Annotated in this window: 12 protein-coding genes; 11 read left to right on the top strand and 1 reads right to left on the bottom strand. The window is 69.0% G+C overall.

Annotation, left to right across the window (positions count from 1 at the left end):
• Positions 1–80: 80 nt before the first annotated feature.
• Positions 81–2885, bottom strand: a complete 2805-nt coding sequence (locus BO64_RS14010; RefSeq protein ID WP_496403926.1) for a M14 family metallopeptidase — start codon at positions 2883–2885, stop codon at positions 81–83.
• 314 nt (positions 2886–3199) lie between these two features.
• Here BO64_RS14010 and BO64_RS14005 point away from each other — a divergent pair, with 314 nt between their 5' ends.
• The 11 genes from BO64_RS14005 (at position 3200) to rodA (ending at position 15419) form a co-directional block, all read left to right on the top strand.
• Positions 3200–4045, top strand: a complete 846-nt coding sequence (locus BO64_RS14005; RefSeq protein WP_496403925.1) for an IclR family transcriptional regulator — start codon at positions 3200–3202, stop codon at positions 4043–4045.
• Between the two features lie 295 nt (positions 4046–4340).
• On the top strand, positions 4341–5903 hold the full coding sequence (locus tag BO64_RS14000; protein WP_496403924.1) for a 2-isopropylmalate synthase: 1563 nt from the start codon (positions 4341–4343) through the stop codon (positions 5901–5903).
• Positions 5904–5933: 30 nt separating this feature from the next.
• Positions 5934–6815, top strand: a complete 882-nt coding sequence (locus tag BO64_RS13995) for a DMT family transporter (protein WP_496403923.1) — start codon at positions 5934–5936, stop codon at positions 6813–6815.
• A gap of 16 nt (positions 6816–6831) precedes the next feature.
• The gene (locus BO64_RS13990; RefSeq protein ID WP_496403922.1) at positions 6832–7815 is read left to right on the top strand and encodes a Kelch repeat-containing protein; all 984 of its coding nucleotides are present in this window, start codon (positions 6832–6834) and stop codon (positions 7813–7815) included.
• Positions 7816–7924: 109 nt separating this feature from the next.
• Complete coding sequence (modA, locus tag BO64_RS13985) at positions 7925–8671, top strand: molybdate ABC transporter substrate-binding protein (protein ID WP_496403921.1); 747 nt, start codon at positions 7925–7927, stop codon at positions 8669–8671.
• Positions 8668–9348, top strand: coding sequence for a molybdate ABC transporter permease subunit (gene modB, locus BO64_RS13980; RefSeq protein WP_496403920.1), 681 nt, complete (start codon positions 8668–8670; stop codon positions 9346–9348). The genes modA and modB overlap by 4 nt, the downstream gene beginning before the upstream one ends.
• A 256-nt stretch (positions 9349–9604) precedes the next feature.
• Complete coding sequence (locus BO64_RS13975; RefSeq protein WP_496403919.1) at positions 9605–10648, top strand: rod shape-determining protein; 1044 nt, start codon at positions 9605–9607, stop codon at positions 10646–10648.
• Positions 10649–10701: 53 nt separating this feature from the next.
• Positions 10702–11751 (top strand): rod shape-determining protein MreC, encoded by a 1050-nt coding sequence (gene mreC / locus BO64_RS13970; RefSeq protein WP_496403918.1) that lies wholly within the window; start codon positions 10702–10704, stop codon positions 11749–11751.
• A complete protein-coding gene (locus BO64_RS13965) occupies positions 11748–12260 on the top strand; it encodes a hypothetical protein (RefSeq protein WP_496403917.1) in 513 nt (170 codons plus the stop codon). The genes mreC and BO64_RS13965 overlap by 4 nt, the downstream gene beginning before the upstream one ends.
• Before the next feature lie 4 nt (positions 12261–12264).
• The gene (gene mrdA, locus BO64_RS13960; protein WP_496403916.1) at positions 12265–14271 is read left to right on the top strand and encodes a penicillin-binding protein 2; all 2007 of its coding nucleotides are present in this window, start codon (positions 12265–12267) and stop codon (positions 14269–14271) included.
• A complete protein-coding gene (gene rodA / locus BO64_RS13955; protein ID WP_496403915.1) occupies positions 14268–15419 on the top strand; it encodes a rod shape-determining protein RodA in 1152 nt (383 codons plus the stop codon). The genes mrdA and rodA overlap by 4 nt, the downstream gene beginning before the upstream one ends.
• The last annotated feature ends 10 nt before the right edge of the window (positions 15420–15429 follow it).

The following is a 15429-nucleotide window of genomic DNA, read 5'->3' as shown; positions in this document are numbered from 1 at the left end:
GCGCAGGGCCGAAAGCCCCGCCGGCCCCGAAGACGCTGGGGGAGAGGCCGGCGGGGACGGCTGGACGAGGGCGGTCCGGGCTAGCGCCCGGCGCTCGCCGGGCCGTAGTAGAGGCCGTTGAACAGGAACTTGTAGGTTCCCTGCGACTGGCCGAGTTGGGTGACCTCCGGGCCCATCAGGAACACCTTGCCCTTGCCGAGCTGCGTCTCGAGGATCGAGGCGGCGCCGTTGAGGTGATGCTGACCCCAGGCCCAGCCGCTGCGCAGGGTGTCGGGGCCGTCGAACCAGGCCACGGTCTTGGCGCCCGGGCCGGCTTTGAAGGCCGGGCTGTTGTAGTAGTAGACGTTCACCTCGGACGGCAGGCCGAAGGCCAGCGGCTGGGTGTTGTCCACCTTGTTGACCATGACCGAGCCGGGGACGAAGAATTTCGACGACGGCAGGTGCTTGGTCTGGCCGTTCTCCGTGGTGACCAGGGCGTCGTGGACGGGCAGGCCCAGGTGCTCGGCGAGCTGGGTCGCGCTGCCGACGGCTACGAGCGTCCCGCCGGCCTTCACGAAATTGGCGAGCTGCGGAGCCGTCTTCTCCTTGGTGACCTCGCCGAGCTTGTCGCGCCATTCGGGCGGGATGTCCTGCGGATTGGGCTGACCGCGGCGCGGGCGCTCGGGGTTCGGCGGCTCGGGCACGGTCTCGTCGGCGAAGACCAGCACGTCGTACTTGGCCTTCAGGTTGCCGGCGTCGAGCTGCTTGGGGAACACCACCTCGAACGGGAACTCGTAGTTCTCGAACATCCAGCGGTTCCAGCCCGACTGCATGTTGCCGCCGTAGGTGTCCACGAGGCCGATGCGGATCGGCTTCATGGGCATGGCGGGGGAGGCCGGCTTGGCGTCCACGGCGTAGGCGTCGACGCCGGTCTGCTGGACGGCCTTTTCGAGCAGCGCGCGGACGCCCGGCGCCTCAGGCACCCACAGGGCGCCAGGCGCGAAGGACTTGCCGCCCGCGTCCACCGCAGCCGTCAGCCATTCCACCTTCTTGCCGGCCTTGAGCAGGCGGTTCTGGATGATGAAGGCGTTGTTGATCTCGTGGCTGATGACGTAGCCGGCCTTGCCCGCGCCGACGATCTTGCCGGGCGGCGGGGCCATCTCCTCGGTGACCAGCTGGGTGGGCGCCTCGAAACCGTCCAGGATCCGGTCGAAGGACACGCCCATCTGGTAGGCGAGGGTGTAGCCGGTGACGTTGTGCGGACGGATCGGCGGGGCGCCCGGATACGGGATGTTGTCCGGGTGGAACTGCGGCTCGAACATGTCGAGCACCTGGGCCCGGTAGGCCTGGGCGGTCTTCACCACGAACGAGCCAGCGGGATAGGTCTTGCCGCCCACGGTGAAGGGCTGAGTGGCGCGCTCGACCTTCAGGCCGCTCTTGATGAGCGCGTTCATGAACACGACGACCCGCGGCAGGTCGGCCTGGTCGGCGCTGAGGATGTAGCCGCGCGCATCACGCTTTTCGGGGGCCTTGACGATCTTGTCGTACAGTGACGGATCGGTGGCGTCGGCGGCGAAGCCCATGCCCCAGCGCGGGATGTCCTGCTTGTAGCTGCTCTGCTTGGCGGCGGCCTCAAGCTCGGCGATGCGGCGGGGATCGACGCTCCAGTGATCCTGGGAGCCGCGCTCGATGTTGTCCTTGCCCATCCGGTAGATCGAATAGAGCAGGTGCTCGCGGTTGCTGGCCGCGTAGTCGAGCATCCCTCGGTTCAGGGCGACCGAGTAATCGATGCCATCCTGGAACCGGAAGATCCGGGGGGCGATCGGGGTCAGGTTGTCGTTGGTCGGCAGTTGCTGGCGCGGCACCAGTTCGAGCTGGGCCGGGGTGGGCGAGCCGATGATCTCGGTGATCACGCCGATGGAGTTGTGGAACAGGGCGTTGGCGCGCAGCGTGGTGCCGGCCCAGTTGGTGTAGGGGGCGTAGTCGCGCCGCACGCCGCCCGGCTTACCCTCGGAAATCAGCCGGTCCAGCATCCGTGAGCCGACCTGGTCGAGGCCCGTCAGCACCAGCGGATTGAGGTTGTAGTTGTAGGGATTCCGGTGCGGCGGGATGAACACCACCGTGCCGGGCGGGCCCGACTGGTGGTGATTGTAGACGATCTGCGGGAACCACTCCCGGTACAGCACCCGGTTGATGTTCACCGTCTCCTTCATGTTCGACATGAAGAAGTCGCGGTTGTTGTCGTGGCCGACGTACCAGTTGTAGAGGCGCGGCAGGCTCTCGTACTCGCGCTTCGTCGGGTCCTTGTGGCGCATGTACCAGTCCGCGACGAGGTCGTTGCCGTCCGGATTGGCGTGGGCGAACAGGATGATGGTGTTGTCGAGGATCCGCAGCGTTTCGGGATCGGTGCCGCTCACCATCTCATAGAGGGTCTGGGTCAGCTGCTGGGTGCTGACCTGCTCGGTGGAGTGCAGGCCGCCGTCGATCCAGACCACCGCCTTGCCCTCGCGGGCGAGCTGGCGGGCCTGCTCGTCAGTGAGGCCCTCGGCCTGGCTCAGCCGCCGGGCGATGTCGCGGTACCTGTCGAGGTTCTTCAGGTTCTCCGGCGTGGAGACGATGGCCATCAGCTGATCGCGGCCTTCGGTCGTCTTGCCGATGCTGGTCAGCTTCATCCGCTCGGACTGAGTGGCCAGCTTGTTCCAGTAGGCGACCAGCTGCTTGTAGTTGGCGAGGTGGTAGTCGTCGCCGATGCCGAAGCCGTACGCCTCGCGTGGGGTGGTCACGGGCAGGCGCGGATAGGCGGCCGACGCCGTCTGGCCGGCCGTCTGCGCCAGGGCCGCTGTCCCTGGCCCTTGGACCAACAGGGCCAGCCCAAGGGCGGTGGCGGCGAGCAGCTTGTGGCGCATGGAAACGAACCCCCAGTGACTTTTCGGGAACCCTCGCGGCTCCCCCACGGGGGTAGACGCAGCCGATCGGAAAGCTGCACGCGCCAGACGCGATCTTGCGGCCGGAATCTTGCGGCCGGAGCGGCCCGGCTACCCCCGCGCCGAACAGTCCACTGATGAGGAGACGGCTTTCCGCAACGTCTTGGTCATTGAGGCGCCACGCCGCCGGCCGGCTTCGGCTCGACGGCGAATGATCAAACAGGGACGCCGTGCGTCTGCCTCAACGGGCGCATGGCGAGAGACACCGGACGGAGGAAGCGGCCTTGGCGACACCCTTGAACAGATCTGTTCTCAGAGCATTCGCCCTGCTGCGCGGCTTCACGAGGCCTGACAAGCCGCTGACCAGCGCAGAGCTGAGCCGACGGGCGGGCCTGCCGGAAGCGTCGGGCTACCGCCTGATCCAGACCCTGGAGGCCGCCGGCGCCGTCGTCCGCGACGCCCGCGGCCGCTACACCGCCCGGGTGATCTGGAACTTCGATCTCGAGGAAGATTCCGGCGAGCGCTGCGTGAACCGGCGCGTCCAAGACGTGCTGGACCGGTTGGCCGCACGCTTCGGCGTCACTGTCCACTACGGCGTCCTTGAGCGTGGCATGGTCACCTATCTGGGCAAGGCGGTCGCCGAGGGCGGCGCCTGCGTGCCCACGCGGGTGGGCGCGCAGCAGGAGGCCTACTGCTCGGCCGTGGGGAAGGCGCTGCTCGCCGGCCTGTCCGACGAGGAGCTTGAGGCCTATCTGCGCGACGGCGACCTTGTGGCGCTCACCGACTGGACCATCACCGACCCGGTGCTGTTCCGGCGCGAGATCGCCCATGTGCGCCAGAGCGGCTTCGCCATCGACCGGGGCGAGGCCTATCCGCACCTCTCATGCGTCGCCGTCCCGGTGCGTAATCCCGCCGGGCAGGTGGTCGCCGCCGTCTCGCTGGTGGACCGTGTGGAGCGGATGTCCGAGGAACGCCGCGAGGTGATGCGTCAGGCCCTGGCCGACGCCATCGCCGAGATGGACGGCTTCCAGGTCCTTCGCTCGCCGCTTCCGAGGCTCGCGCCCTGTCTGGATAGCCTCGATCCCTGCGCCGACACCCAAGCTGTGCAGGCCGCACGCGACCTGGCGCCGCTTTGCGCCTGACCAGACCTGCGCCGCCGGAGGGCGTCCAAGGCCGACCTCCCGGCCGGAGTGGGAAATAAACTTGCGTTCGCGATCAAATGGGCCGTCGATCGCGCAAGAAGGTTGCGCGTAACGGCCCCTTTCGGTAGAAGCCGCCTCGATGCGCACGCAGGCGAACAACTCGCTTCTTCTTCTGTCGCTGGGGCTTAGCCGCCCCTGGGCGACCCTCTAGGCACGCGCATCTTCGCGGCCGGGCGCTCAGGGGCTTTCGATCCTCCGCCCGACACCGAAACTCTCGCGAAGAGCCCGTAGCAAAATGACTTTTTCCGCCTCCGAACGCGACCGCGTCGTCATCTTCGACACCACCATGCGCGACGGCGAGCAATCGCCCGGCGCGTCCATGTCGCTGGATGAGAAGCTGGAACTGGCCAAGATCCTCGAGGACATGAAGGTCGACGTGATCGAGGCGGGCTTCCCGATCGCCTCGAACGGCGACTTCGAAGCGGTCCGCCAGATCTCGCAGATCGTCACCGAGAGCGTCATCTGCGGTCTGGCCCGGGCGAGCGCGGCCGATATCGAGCGCTGCGCCGAGGCCATCCGCCCCGCCAAGCGCGGCCGGATCCACACCTTCATCTCCACCAGCCCGGTCCACATGAAGTGGAAGCTGCAGATGGAGCCCGAGGCGGTGCTGGAGATGGTCACCAAGTCGGTGTCCCTGGCGCGCAACCTGTGCGACGACGTGGAGTGGTCGGCCGAGGACGCCACCCGCACCGAGCGTGACTTCCTGCTGCGCTGTGTCGAGGCGGCCATCCGGGCGGGCGCCACCACCATCAACCTGCCCGACACGGTGGGCTACACCTATCCCACCGAGTACGCCGACCTGTTCCGGGACGTGATCGAAAACGTGCCCGGCGCGGACAAGGTCATCTTCTCCACCCACTGCCACAATGATCTGGGGCTGGCGGTCGCCAACTCCATCGCCGGGGTCCAGGGCGGCGCGCGCCAGATCGAATGCGCCATCAACGGCATCGGCGAGCGGGCCGGCAATGCGGCGCTGGAAGAGATCGTCATGGCCCTGCGGGTCCGCGGCGACCGGTTGCCCTATGTGACCGGCGTCGAGCCGCAGCACATCACGCGCGCCAGCCGCTACGTTTCGGCCATCACCGGGTTCCCGGTGCAGTTCAACAAGGCGATCGTGGGCAAGAACGCCTTCGCCCACGAGAGCGGCATCCACCAGGACGGGATGCTGAAGAACGCCGAGACCTACGAGATCATGAAGCCCGAGGACGTGGGCCAGATCGAGTCGAACCTGGTCATGGGCAAGCACTCGGGACGGCACGCGTTCCGCGAAAAGCTCAAGGACCTGGGCTACGAGCTGGGCCAGAACGCCCTGAACGAGGCCTTCCAGCGCTTCAAGGATCTGGCCGACAAGAAGAAGCATGTCTTCGACGACGACATCGTCGCCCTGGTCGATGACGCCCTGGCCAGCCAGGCTGACAAGATCCAGGTGAAGCACCTGCGCGTCATCGCCGGCACCGAGGGGCCGCAGGAGGCCTTCCTGACGGTCACCATCGAGGGCGTCGAGAAGTCGGCCAACGCCACCGGTGATGGCCCCGTGGATGCGGTGTTCAACGCCATCCATGAGGTCTATCCGCACATGGCGGTCCTGCGGCTGTTCCAGGTGCATGCGGTGACCGAGGGGACGGACGCCCAGGCGCAGGTGTCGGTCCGTCTGGAGGAGGATGGCCACATCGCCACCGGCCAGGCCGCGGACACCGATACCCTGACGGCCTCGGCCAAGGCCTATGTCAACGCGCTGAACAATCTCGTCGCGCGCAAGGAGAAGAGCGCCCCCGGCCGCGTGGCCAGCGGGTTCTGAGCCCCCTCCCGCAGGGGAGGACGCCATCGGATGCTCTGGATTTTCCTGACCCTCGCGGCCGCGCCGCTGCAGGTGGCGCGGAATGCGGCGCAGCGCGGCCTGGTGGGCGACGCCGGGCCGTGGGGCGCAACCCTCGTCCGCTTCCTGTTCGGCCTGCCGTTCTCGCTGCTGATCTTCCTGGCCGTCGCGCTGGCGACGCCGGACGCGGCTCCCGATCCGTCCCTGCGCTTCTGGGCCGGAGCGGTCGCGGGCGCCGTGGCCCAGGTGGCCGCCACGGGCTTCCTGCTCATGGCCATGCACCGGGCCGGCTTCGCCGTGGCCACCGTCCTGCAACAGTCCTCGCTGCCCCTGGCGGCGCTGATGGGCTGGCTGGCGCTGGGGGATCGCCTTTCGCCCCGGGCCTGGATCGGCGTCGCCGTCGCCACAGCCGGCCTCGCGATCCTGTCGTGGCCAAGGCGGGATCAGGCGCGGGACGTCTTTACCGGCGGCCTGCTCGGTCTTGCGGCGGGGGCCGCCTTTGCGGTGGCCTTCAACGGCTATCGGCAGGCGGGCCTCGCCTTCGAACCGGCGCATCCGATCTATTCGGCCGTGGCCGCCGTGGTCATCGCCCAGCTGATGCAGAGCCTCACGCTCGGCGTGCTGCTGGCCCTGACCCGACCCCAGGCCATCGCCGCGGTGCTAGGCTCCTGGCGCCAGTCGCTGGGGGCCGGCTTCTTCGGCTCCGCCGCCTCGGCCTGCTGGTTCGGAGCCCTGGCCCTGGCGCCGGCGGGACCGGTGCGCGCGGTGGCGCTGATCGAGACTCCGATCGCCGCCGCCGTGGGACGTCGGCTGTTCCGCGAGCGGCTCGGCCTGCGGCAGGTGACGGGCGGCGCGCTGACAACTCTCGGCGTGGCCTTGACCGCGCTGGGCTGAGCGTTTCCATGGCGGAATGATCGACCGCCGTTCCATCCTCACCGCCGCAGCCCTGATCGTCGTCCCCGGCCTGGCCCGCGCCGCCGCCCGGTGGGAGGCCCGCGCCGATGTCCCCTGGACCGTGCAGGAGGTCTATGGAACTGAGCTGAGTGACCGGCTGATCATCGCCGGCGGCATGTCGCCGGGACCCGGCGGCTTGGGCGGCGGCATCAATCCGCTGGACCGCACGGGCGTCTATGACCCGGCCGCCGATCGCTGGAGCGAAGGGCCGCGGCTGCCGTTCGCCCGTCACCACCCGGTCCTCGCCGCCGCGGGCGGTAAGGCCTACGCCTTCGGCGGCTTCCGGGTCGGCGACGAGGGCGGCTGGATCGCCATTCCCGACGCCCTGGTCCTTGATGGCGAGGCTTGGCGACCCATGGCCCCGATGCCGCGTCTTCAGTGCGAGACCGTGGCCGTGTCCCTGGACGGGCGCATTCACATCGCCTCGGGCCGCGCGCCGAAGGGTGAGAGCAACCGCGACTGGAACGACCAAGGCGACATCGACCTGCACCAGGTCTTCGACCCGGCCACGAACCGCTGGACTACCGCCGCGCCTTGTCCGGAGGCGCGCAACAGCGCCACGGGAGCGGTGATCGATGGGATGTTCTACCTCGCGGGCGGCCGGCGCGTGGGCGAGGGCAACTCGGCTCGCCTCGATCGCTACGATCCCAAGACCGACCGCTGGGAAACCCTGCGGCCGATGCCGCGCGCTTCAGGCGGCCTGGCGGGAGCGGCGCTGAACGGTCGGCTCTACGTCTTCGGCGGCGAGAATCCGGGCGTTATCCCGGAAGCCTGGTCCTATGACCCCAGGACCGATGAGTGGCGGGCCGAGCCGGCCATGCGCACGCCGCGCCATGGTCTGGCCGCTGCGGCCGTGGGCGGGAAAATCTATGCGGTGGGCGGCGGGGCCAAGGCCTCGGGCGGCCAGGTCACGGCCATCGTCGAGGCGCTGATCCCGTAGGGCGAAAGATCGGCTAAGCTGTCCGCATGATCCGCACGGCCGCTCCCATCGCCGCCGTCGCCCTTGTCTTCGGCGGGCGGCGGCCGCTGCCCGACCGGGCGGCCGGGAGATGAGGCGACTGGTCCGCCTGCTGCTAACGGCGGTGATCCTGCTGGCGCCGGGCCTGGCCTGTGCGGCCCAGGTGCAGGTGGCCGTGGCCGCGAACTTCGCAGAGCCCGCGAAGGAAATCGCCGCACGCTTCCAGCAGCGCACGGGACATCGCGCCGTCCTCAGCTACGGCGCGTCCGGGCAGTTGGCCGCCCAGATCGCCAATGGGGCGCCGTTCGAGGTCTTTCTCTCGGCCGACGCCGAGCGGCCGCGGAAGCTGGAGGCGGGCGGCCTGACCGAGCGAGCCTCGCGGTTCACCTACGCCACCGGGCGGCTGGTGCTGTGGAGCCGCGATCCGAAGCGGGTCGATCCGCGTGGAGAGGTGTTGTCCGCAGGCCGGTTCCACAGGCTGGCGATCGCCGATCCCCAGGTCGCCCCCTATGGCCTTGCCGCAGTGGAGACCCTCCGCGCCCTGGGGCTCCATGAGCGCCTTCGCCCCAAGATCGTCCAGGGCGCGTCCGTCACCCAGGCCTATCAGTTCGCGGCCACAGGCGCGGCCGAGGTAAGCTTCGTCGCCCTGTCCCAGGTGGTCGCCGAGAGGGGCGGTTCGCGCTGGCTGGTCCCGGCGCGGCTGCACGCGCCCATTGCGCAGCAGGCGGTGGTCCTGAAGACGGGCGCCCGAAATCCGGCGGCGGCGGCCTTCGTCGCCTTCCTGAAATCGTCCGACGCGAAGGCGGTGATCCGCAAACATGGCTACGAGGTCCCGTGAGCAGCCTCGTTCCTATCCTGTGGCTGACGGTCAAGCTCGCCGCCCTCACCACCCTTATCCTGCTCGCCATCGGCACGCCGCTGGCCTGGTGGCTGGCCCGCAGCCGGGCCTGGTGGAGCGAGGCCGTGGGCGCCCTGGTGGCCATGCCGGTGGTGCTGCCGCCCACCGTACTGGGCTTCTATCTGCTGGTGGCGCTGGGACCTGACAGCCTGCTCATGGCGCCGCTTCAGGCCCTGGGCGTCCGCACCCTGGCCTTCACCTTCACCGGCCTGGTGATCGGCTCGGTGATCTATTCGCTGCCTTTCGCGGTCCAGCCGCTGCGCAACGCCTTCCGGGCCATCAGCCGTGATCACCTGGACGCCGCCGCCACCCTCGGCGCGTCAGGCTGGGACACGTTCCGGCGGGTGGCGCTGCCGCTGGCCGCCCCGGGCTACGCCGTGGCCGCCGTTCTCAGCTTCGCCCACACGATCGGGGAGTTCGGGGTGGTGCTGATGATCGGCGGCGGCATCCCCGGCCGCACCGAGGTGGTCTCCATCGAGATCTGGCGTCTGGTGGAGGCGCTGGAGTGGGAGCGGGCGCATGCGCTCTCGGGCCTGCTGGCGGCCTTCGGCTTCCTTGTGGTGCTGTCCCTGCTGCTGCTCGACCGGCGCGTTTCCCGGCCCGCGGACGAGGCCTGATCCCAGGTCGCAAGGGGCGCTGGCGGCTACCCCGGATTCATGGCGCGGTTAAGGCGAAACAGCGTGGCCGGAACTCGCGCGCGACGCGAAGGCGCACACCGCTCTTTAAGCCTTGAAATGGCTAATGGGGCAGGGCAGAGGGACGTGAAGCCTGCCAGACAGATCGTAGCGACTCGACGCATGGTGTTCGCGTCAGTCGGGCCGCGAACGGGCGTCTGGCGCGCAAACCCCAAGCCCCCATCGACCAGGGCCCTGCATGATCTCATCCCTCTTCGGCGCGATCTCGAACGACATCGCCATCGACCTCGGCACCGCCAACACGCTCATCTACATGAAGGGCAAGGGGATCGTGTTGAACGAGCCCTCAGTGGTCGCGCTCCGCAATGTGGGCGGCCGCAAGGTGGTCCATGCCGTGGGCATCGAGGCCAAGCAGATGCTGGGCCGTACTCCCGGTCACATGGAAGCCATCCGCCCGATGCGCGACGGGGTCATCGCCGACTTCGAAGTCGCCGAGGAGATGATCAAGTACTTCATCCGGAAGGTTCACAACCGGAAGGGCTTCGTGAACCCGAAGGTGATCGTCTGCGTGCCGTCGGGCGCGACGGCGGTGGAGCGCAGGGCCATCAACGATTCCTGCCTCAACGCCGGCGGCCGCCGGGTGGGCCTGATCGATGAGCCCATGGCTGCGGCCATAGGGGCTGGCCTGCCGATCCACGAGCCCACCGGCTCGATGGTGGTCGATATCGGCGGCGGCACCACCGAGGTGGCCGTTCTTTCGCTCTCCGGCATCGTCTATTCGCGCAGCGTCCGCGTGGGCGGCGACAAGATGGACGAAGCGATCATCAGCTACATGCGCCGCAACCATAACCTGCTGATTGGCGAGACCACCGCCGAGCGCATCAAGAAGGAAATCGGCACCGCCCGGGCTCCGGCCGACGGCGAGGGGCTCTCGATCGAGGTGAAGGGCCGAGACCTGATGCAGGGCGTGCCGCGGGAGGTGCGCATCAGCGAGAAGCAGGCCTCGGACGCCCTGTCCGAGCCCGTGGGTCAGATCGTCGAAGCGGTGAAGATGGCCCTGGAAGCCACCCCGCCGGAACTCGCCTCGGACATCGCCGACAAGGGCATCATGCTCACCGGCGGCGGCGCGCTGCTGCGCGGCCTGGACGCCGAGATCCGCGATCATACCGGCCTGCCGGTGACGGTCGCCGACGACCCGCTGTCGTGCGTCGCCCTGGGCTGCGGCAAGGTGCTCGAGCATCCGAAGTGGATGAAGGGCGTGCTGGAGTCGACCCTGGCGTAGGATTGCCGCCGGGACGGAGCGCGGCCGGGCCGCTGTTGGGGGCGTGAACGTCGATGTCCTTGCGGGACAATCCGCTCGGTGAACTGAAGGTCCCGCTCACCTGGACGGCGGGGATCGTCTTCCTCGTCGTCCTCATCGCCTCGGGCGCGATCCTGCTGTCCGACCGGCGTGAGGCGTTCGAGACGGACGCCTACGGGCGCACGCGCACCGCCACGGACAAGGCGCTCGAGCCGGTGGGCGAGGTCCTGTCGGCCCCGGGCCGCTGGACCGGCGCAGGCGTCGAGGCCATTCGCGGCTACTTCTTCGCGGTCTCCGAGAACCGCCGGCTCAAGGCCGAGCTCAAGGAGATGCGCCAGTGGCGGGACGTGGCCATCGCCCTGCGCGACAACAACGAGCGCTACCGGGCGCTCCTGGGCCTCAAGACCGACCCGCCGATCCCGATGGTGGCGGCGCGGATCGTCACCGACAGCCGCGGCCCCTTCGCCAATTCGCGCCTCGCCAATATCGGCAAGGAAGCCGGGGTGAAGATCGGCCATCCCGTGATGAGCGAGAACGGCCTGGTTGGTCGGGTCGTGGGCGTCACCGATGGGGTTAGCCGGGTGCTGCTGCTGACCGACGTGGCCTCGCGCACGCCGGTGATGATCGACCGCACGAACGCCCGCGCCATCCTCACGGGCGACGGCGGGCCGAACCCGCGGCTTGAGTATCTGCGCGGCCAGGATCCGGTGCGGGACGGCGACCGGGTGCTCACCTCCGGGGACGGCGGGCTCTTCCCGCGCGGCCTGCCGGTGGGACGGGCCGTGAAGGGGCTGGATGGTCGCTGGCGCGTGGTGCTGGCCTCGGACCGCGCTCCGGTCGACTATGTCCGCATCCTGCTGTTCGAGGACTTCACCCAACTCGCCAATCGGGCCGAGCTGAACCGCACCTCGGCGCCTCCGCCCACGCCGGGCGCCACGACCCTGCCGCCGCCGGCCCCTGCAACGCCCACACCCAAGACCGTCGCGCCGGCGCCCAGGACGGCCTCGCCACCCGCCTCGCAGGGGATGGCTTCGGGCGCGACCCAGCCAGCGGCGCCCGCCAGCCCGAACGGAGCTGCGCGATGACCGGCGGCGCCCGGACGCTTGAGCCGTGGCGCTGGCTTGGCATCCCTATGCTGCAGGTGATCATCGCCACCCTGCTCTTCGCCATGCCGATCCGCATCTGGGGCCTGGGGCTGCCGGAACCGGTGTTCGCCCTGCCGTTGGCCTTCGCCTGGGCGGTGATCCGCCCCTCGATGCTGGCGCCCTTCTGCGTGGCGCTGCTGGGCTTTTTCCTCGATCTGCTGTGGGGCGGCCCGCTGGGACTGTGGGCCGTCTGCCTGCTGATCGCCTATGGCGGGGCGCTGGCCGGCCGGGCGCTGATGGCCGGGCAGGGGCGGGGCGCGATGTGGGGCTGGTATGGCCTGCTCACGGCCGTGGCCATGGGCGCGGGCTTCCTGTTCGTTATGCTGGACGTGCGGGGCATGCCGAGCCCGCTGTCGGTCTTCTGGCAATTCCTCGCCACAGTCGTGCTCTATCCCCTGGCCGACCGCCTGATCGAGCGGTTCGAGGACGCCGACGTGAGGTTCCGTTAGCGCGATGGCCGAACCCGCAATCTTCTTCGAGGAGGTCAACGAGCGGCAGAGCGTCTTCCACCGCCGGACCATCCTGCTGGGCGGCCTGGCGGGCCTGGGTATTTCGGCCCTGGGTGCGCGCCTGGCCTATCTCCAGATCCTCGAGACCCAGCGCTACGAGAAGCTGGCCACGTCGAACCAGTTCAACTTCAAGCTGGTGCCCGCGCCGCGGGGCCTGATCGTCGACCGCAACGGGGCGGTCCTGGCGGCCAACCGCCCGAACTTTCGCCTGCTGGTGGCCCGGGACAAGGACACTGACACCGAGGCCACGCTGCAGACCCTGGCCAACTTCGTGCCGCTGGACGAGAGTCGTCGTCGGCGCCTGCTGCGTGAGATCAACAGCGCCCCCAAGCGCGCGCCGGTTTCGGTGCTGGAGGACATGAGCTGGGAGCAGTTCTCGGCCATCAATGTCCGCGCCGCCGAACTGCCGAACGTCACCGCCGACATGGGCGAGGTGCGAGTCTATCCGCACGGCGGCGCCTTCGCCCATGTGATCGGCTATGTGGCCAAGGTGAACCGGGAGGACATCCAGAAGACCGGGCCCAACTCCGACCCGATCATGTTCCACCCGGGCTTCCGGATCGGCAAACAGGGCATCGAAAAGGCCCTGGACCTGGAGCTGCGGGGCCGGCCCGGCGCCAAGAAGGTCGAGGTGGACGCCAACGGCCGGGAGGTGCGCCACGACGAGGCCGGCGACATCCCCGCCGTGCCGGGCAAGGAGGTCCAACTCACCCTCGACGTGGATATCCAGAACCGCGCCCTGGAGGTGTTCGGCGCCGAGAGCGGCGGGGCGGTGATGATGGACTGCCGCACGGGGGACATCCTCTGCATGATGTCCGCGCCGAGCTTCGATGCGAACCGGTTCGTCCGCGGCCTCACCAGCGCCGAATACCGGGCCCTGGCCAACTACGAGCGCCGGCCGCTGCTGGACAAGTGCCTGTCCGGCACCTACCCGCCGGGCTCCACCTTCAAGACCATGACCGCCCTGGCGGCGCTGGACGCCGGCGTCGATCCGGAACAGCGGGTGCACTGCGGCGGCGGGATGTACTTCGGCGGCCGCTATTTCCGCTGCCACAAGAAGGGCGGCCACGGCCCGCAGAACATGCGGGACGCCATCAAGAACTCGTGCGACGTCTATTTCTACGCTGTGGCCGCCCGGATCGGGCCGGATCGGATCGCGCGGGTGGCCCGGGAGTTCGGCTTCGGCCAGATCTTCGACATCGGCATCCCCGGCCAGAAGCGCGGCATCGTCCCCTCGACGGAATGGGTGCGAAAGAACCGTCCCAAGGACCCCAAGTGGCATCCGGGGGAGTCGCTCAGCTACGGCATCGGCCAGGGGATGCTCACGGCCAACTGCCTGCAGCTGGCGGTGATGACCGCCCGTCTGGCCAATGGCCGCAAGGCGCTCAACCCGCGCCTGATCAAGTCGATCGGAGGCAAGGAGCTGCCGAGCGGCGCCGACGTGCCGGACCTGCCGTTCAGCCAGGAACATCTGGACTACGTCCGGGCCGGCATGGCCGCGGTGACCGAGGCGGGCGGCACCGCCTATGTGGCCAGCCAGTTGGGGCTCGGCGACATCCTGATGGCCGGCAAGACCGGCACCGCTCAGGTCTACACCTACCGGGCCGGCGGACCGCGAGGGAAGGGCGGCCCCTGGCGGCTGCGCGACCATGGCCTGTTCGTCGCCTTCGCTCCGCTGGATGAACCGCGCTACGCCCTCGCGGTCATCGTCCAGCACGGGATGGGCGGCTCCACCGCGGCCGCGCCCCGGGCGCGGGAGATCATGCGGGTGGCGCTGCTCAAGGATCCTGAGCTGCGCGCCCGGATCGAGAAGCCGGTGCCCATGCCGCATTTCGAGCCCGACCTCGAGCTCGACACGGTGCCGGACGATCCTGTCTTCGGCGAGCCGCCCGACGCCCCCATGCCCGCTTCGGGCGATCCGCTCACTCCGCCCACACGAGGGCCTGCATGACTGTTTCGGCGCTCACCCGTCCCGGCGAACGCGACCGGCTGATCGTCAAGCTGGCCGAGGTGGACTGGCTGTTCGTCCTGGTGCTGAGCCTGATCACCGGCGCCGGCGTGCTGATGCTGTTCTCCATCGCCGGCTCGTCCTGGGATCCCTGGGCGGCAAAGCATACGCTGCGGTTTGCGTTGTGCCTGGCGATGATGATCGGCCTGGCGATGATCGACATCCGGGTCTGGTTCGCCATCGCCTATCCGCTCTATGCCGTGGGCCTTCTGTTGCTCGTGGCGGTGGAGCTGGTGGGGGACACGCGCCTGGGCGCCCAGCGGTGGCTGTCCGTCGGCGGTTTCAGCTTCCAGCCCTCGGAGGTGATGAAGCTTGGCATCGTGCTGGCGCTGGCCCGCTACTACCACGGCGCCTCGGCGCAGCGCGCCAGGCTATCCTGGTGGCTGCTGGCGCCGGCGGGGATGATCGCCCTGCCGGTGCTTCTGGTGGCCCACCAGCCGGACCTCGGCACCGCCATGCTGATCCTCATGACCGGGGCTGCCATCGTCGTGCTCGCCGGCTTGTCCTGGAAGATCATCGCCCTGGGCGTGGCCGCCTTCGTGGCCATCGTGCCGCCGTTCGTGATGTTCGTGATGCACGACTATCAGCGCCAGCGCGTGCTCACCTTCCTCAATCCGGAAAGCGACCCGTCGGGCTCGGGCTATCACATCCTTCAGTCGATGATCGCCCTGGGGTCGGGCGGCCTGCTGGGCAAGGGCTATGGCCTCGGCTCGCAGAGCCAGCTCAACTTCCTGCCCGAGAAGCAGACCGACTTCATCTTCGCGACCCTGGCCGAGGAGTTCGGTTTTGTCGGCTGCATGTCGGTGCTGACGCTCTACGCTCTGCTGATCTTCATGGCGCTGCGCACGTCCTACGTCAGCCACTCGCATTTCGCGCGTCTGGCCTCGGCGGGGGTGACGGCGACCTTCACGCTCTATGTGTTGATCAATGGCGCGATGGTGATGGGGCTGGCGCCGGTGGTGGGCGTGCCGATGCCCCTCCTGTCCTACGGCGGCACCGTGATGCTGACGGTGATGATCGGCTTCGGCCTCGTCCAGTCGGCCCGGGTGCACCGCTACACCGAGGTGACGAAGGGCTCGGGCCTGCTCTAGGCCCGAGCCC

The sequence above is a fragment of the Phenylobacterium composti DSM 19425 genome, from assembly GCF_059568645.1.
The sequence above is the reverse complement of the archived record's forward strand: the minus strand, read 5'-3'. Positions and strand labels throughout refer to the sequence as shown.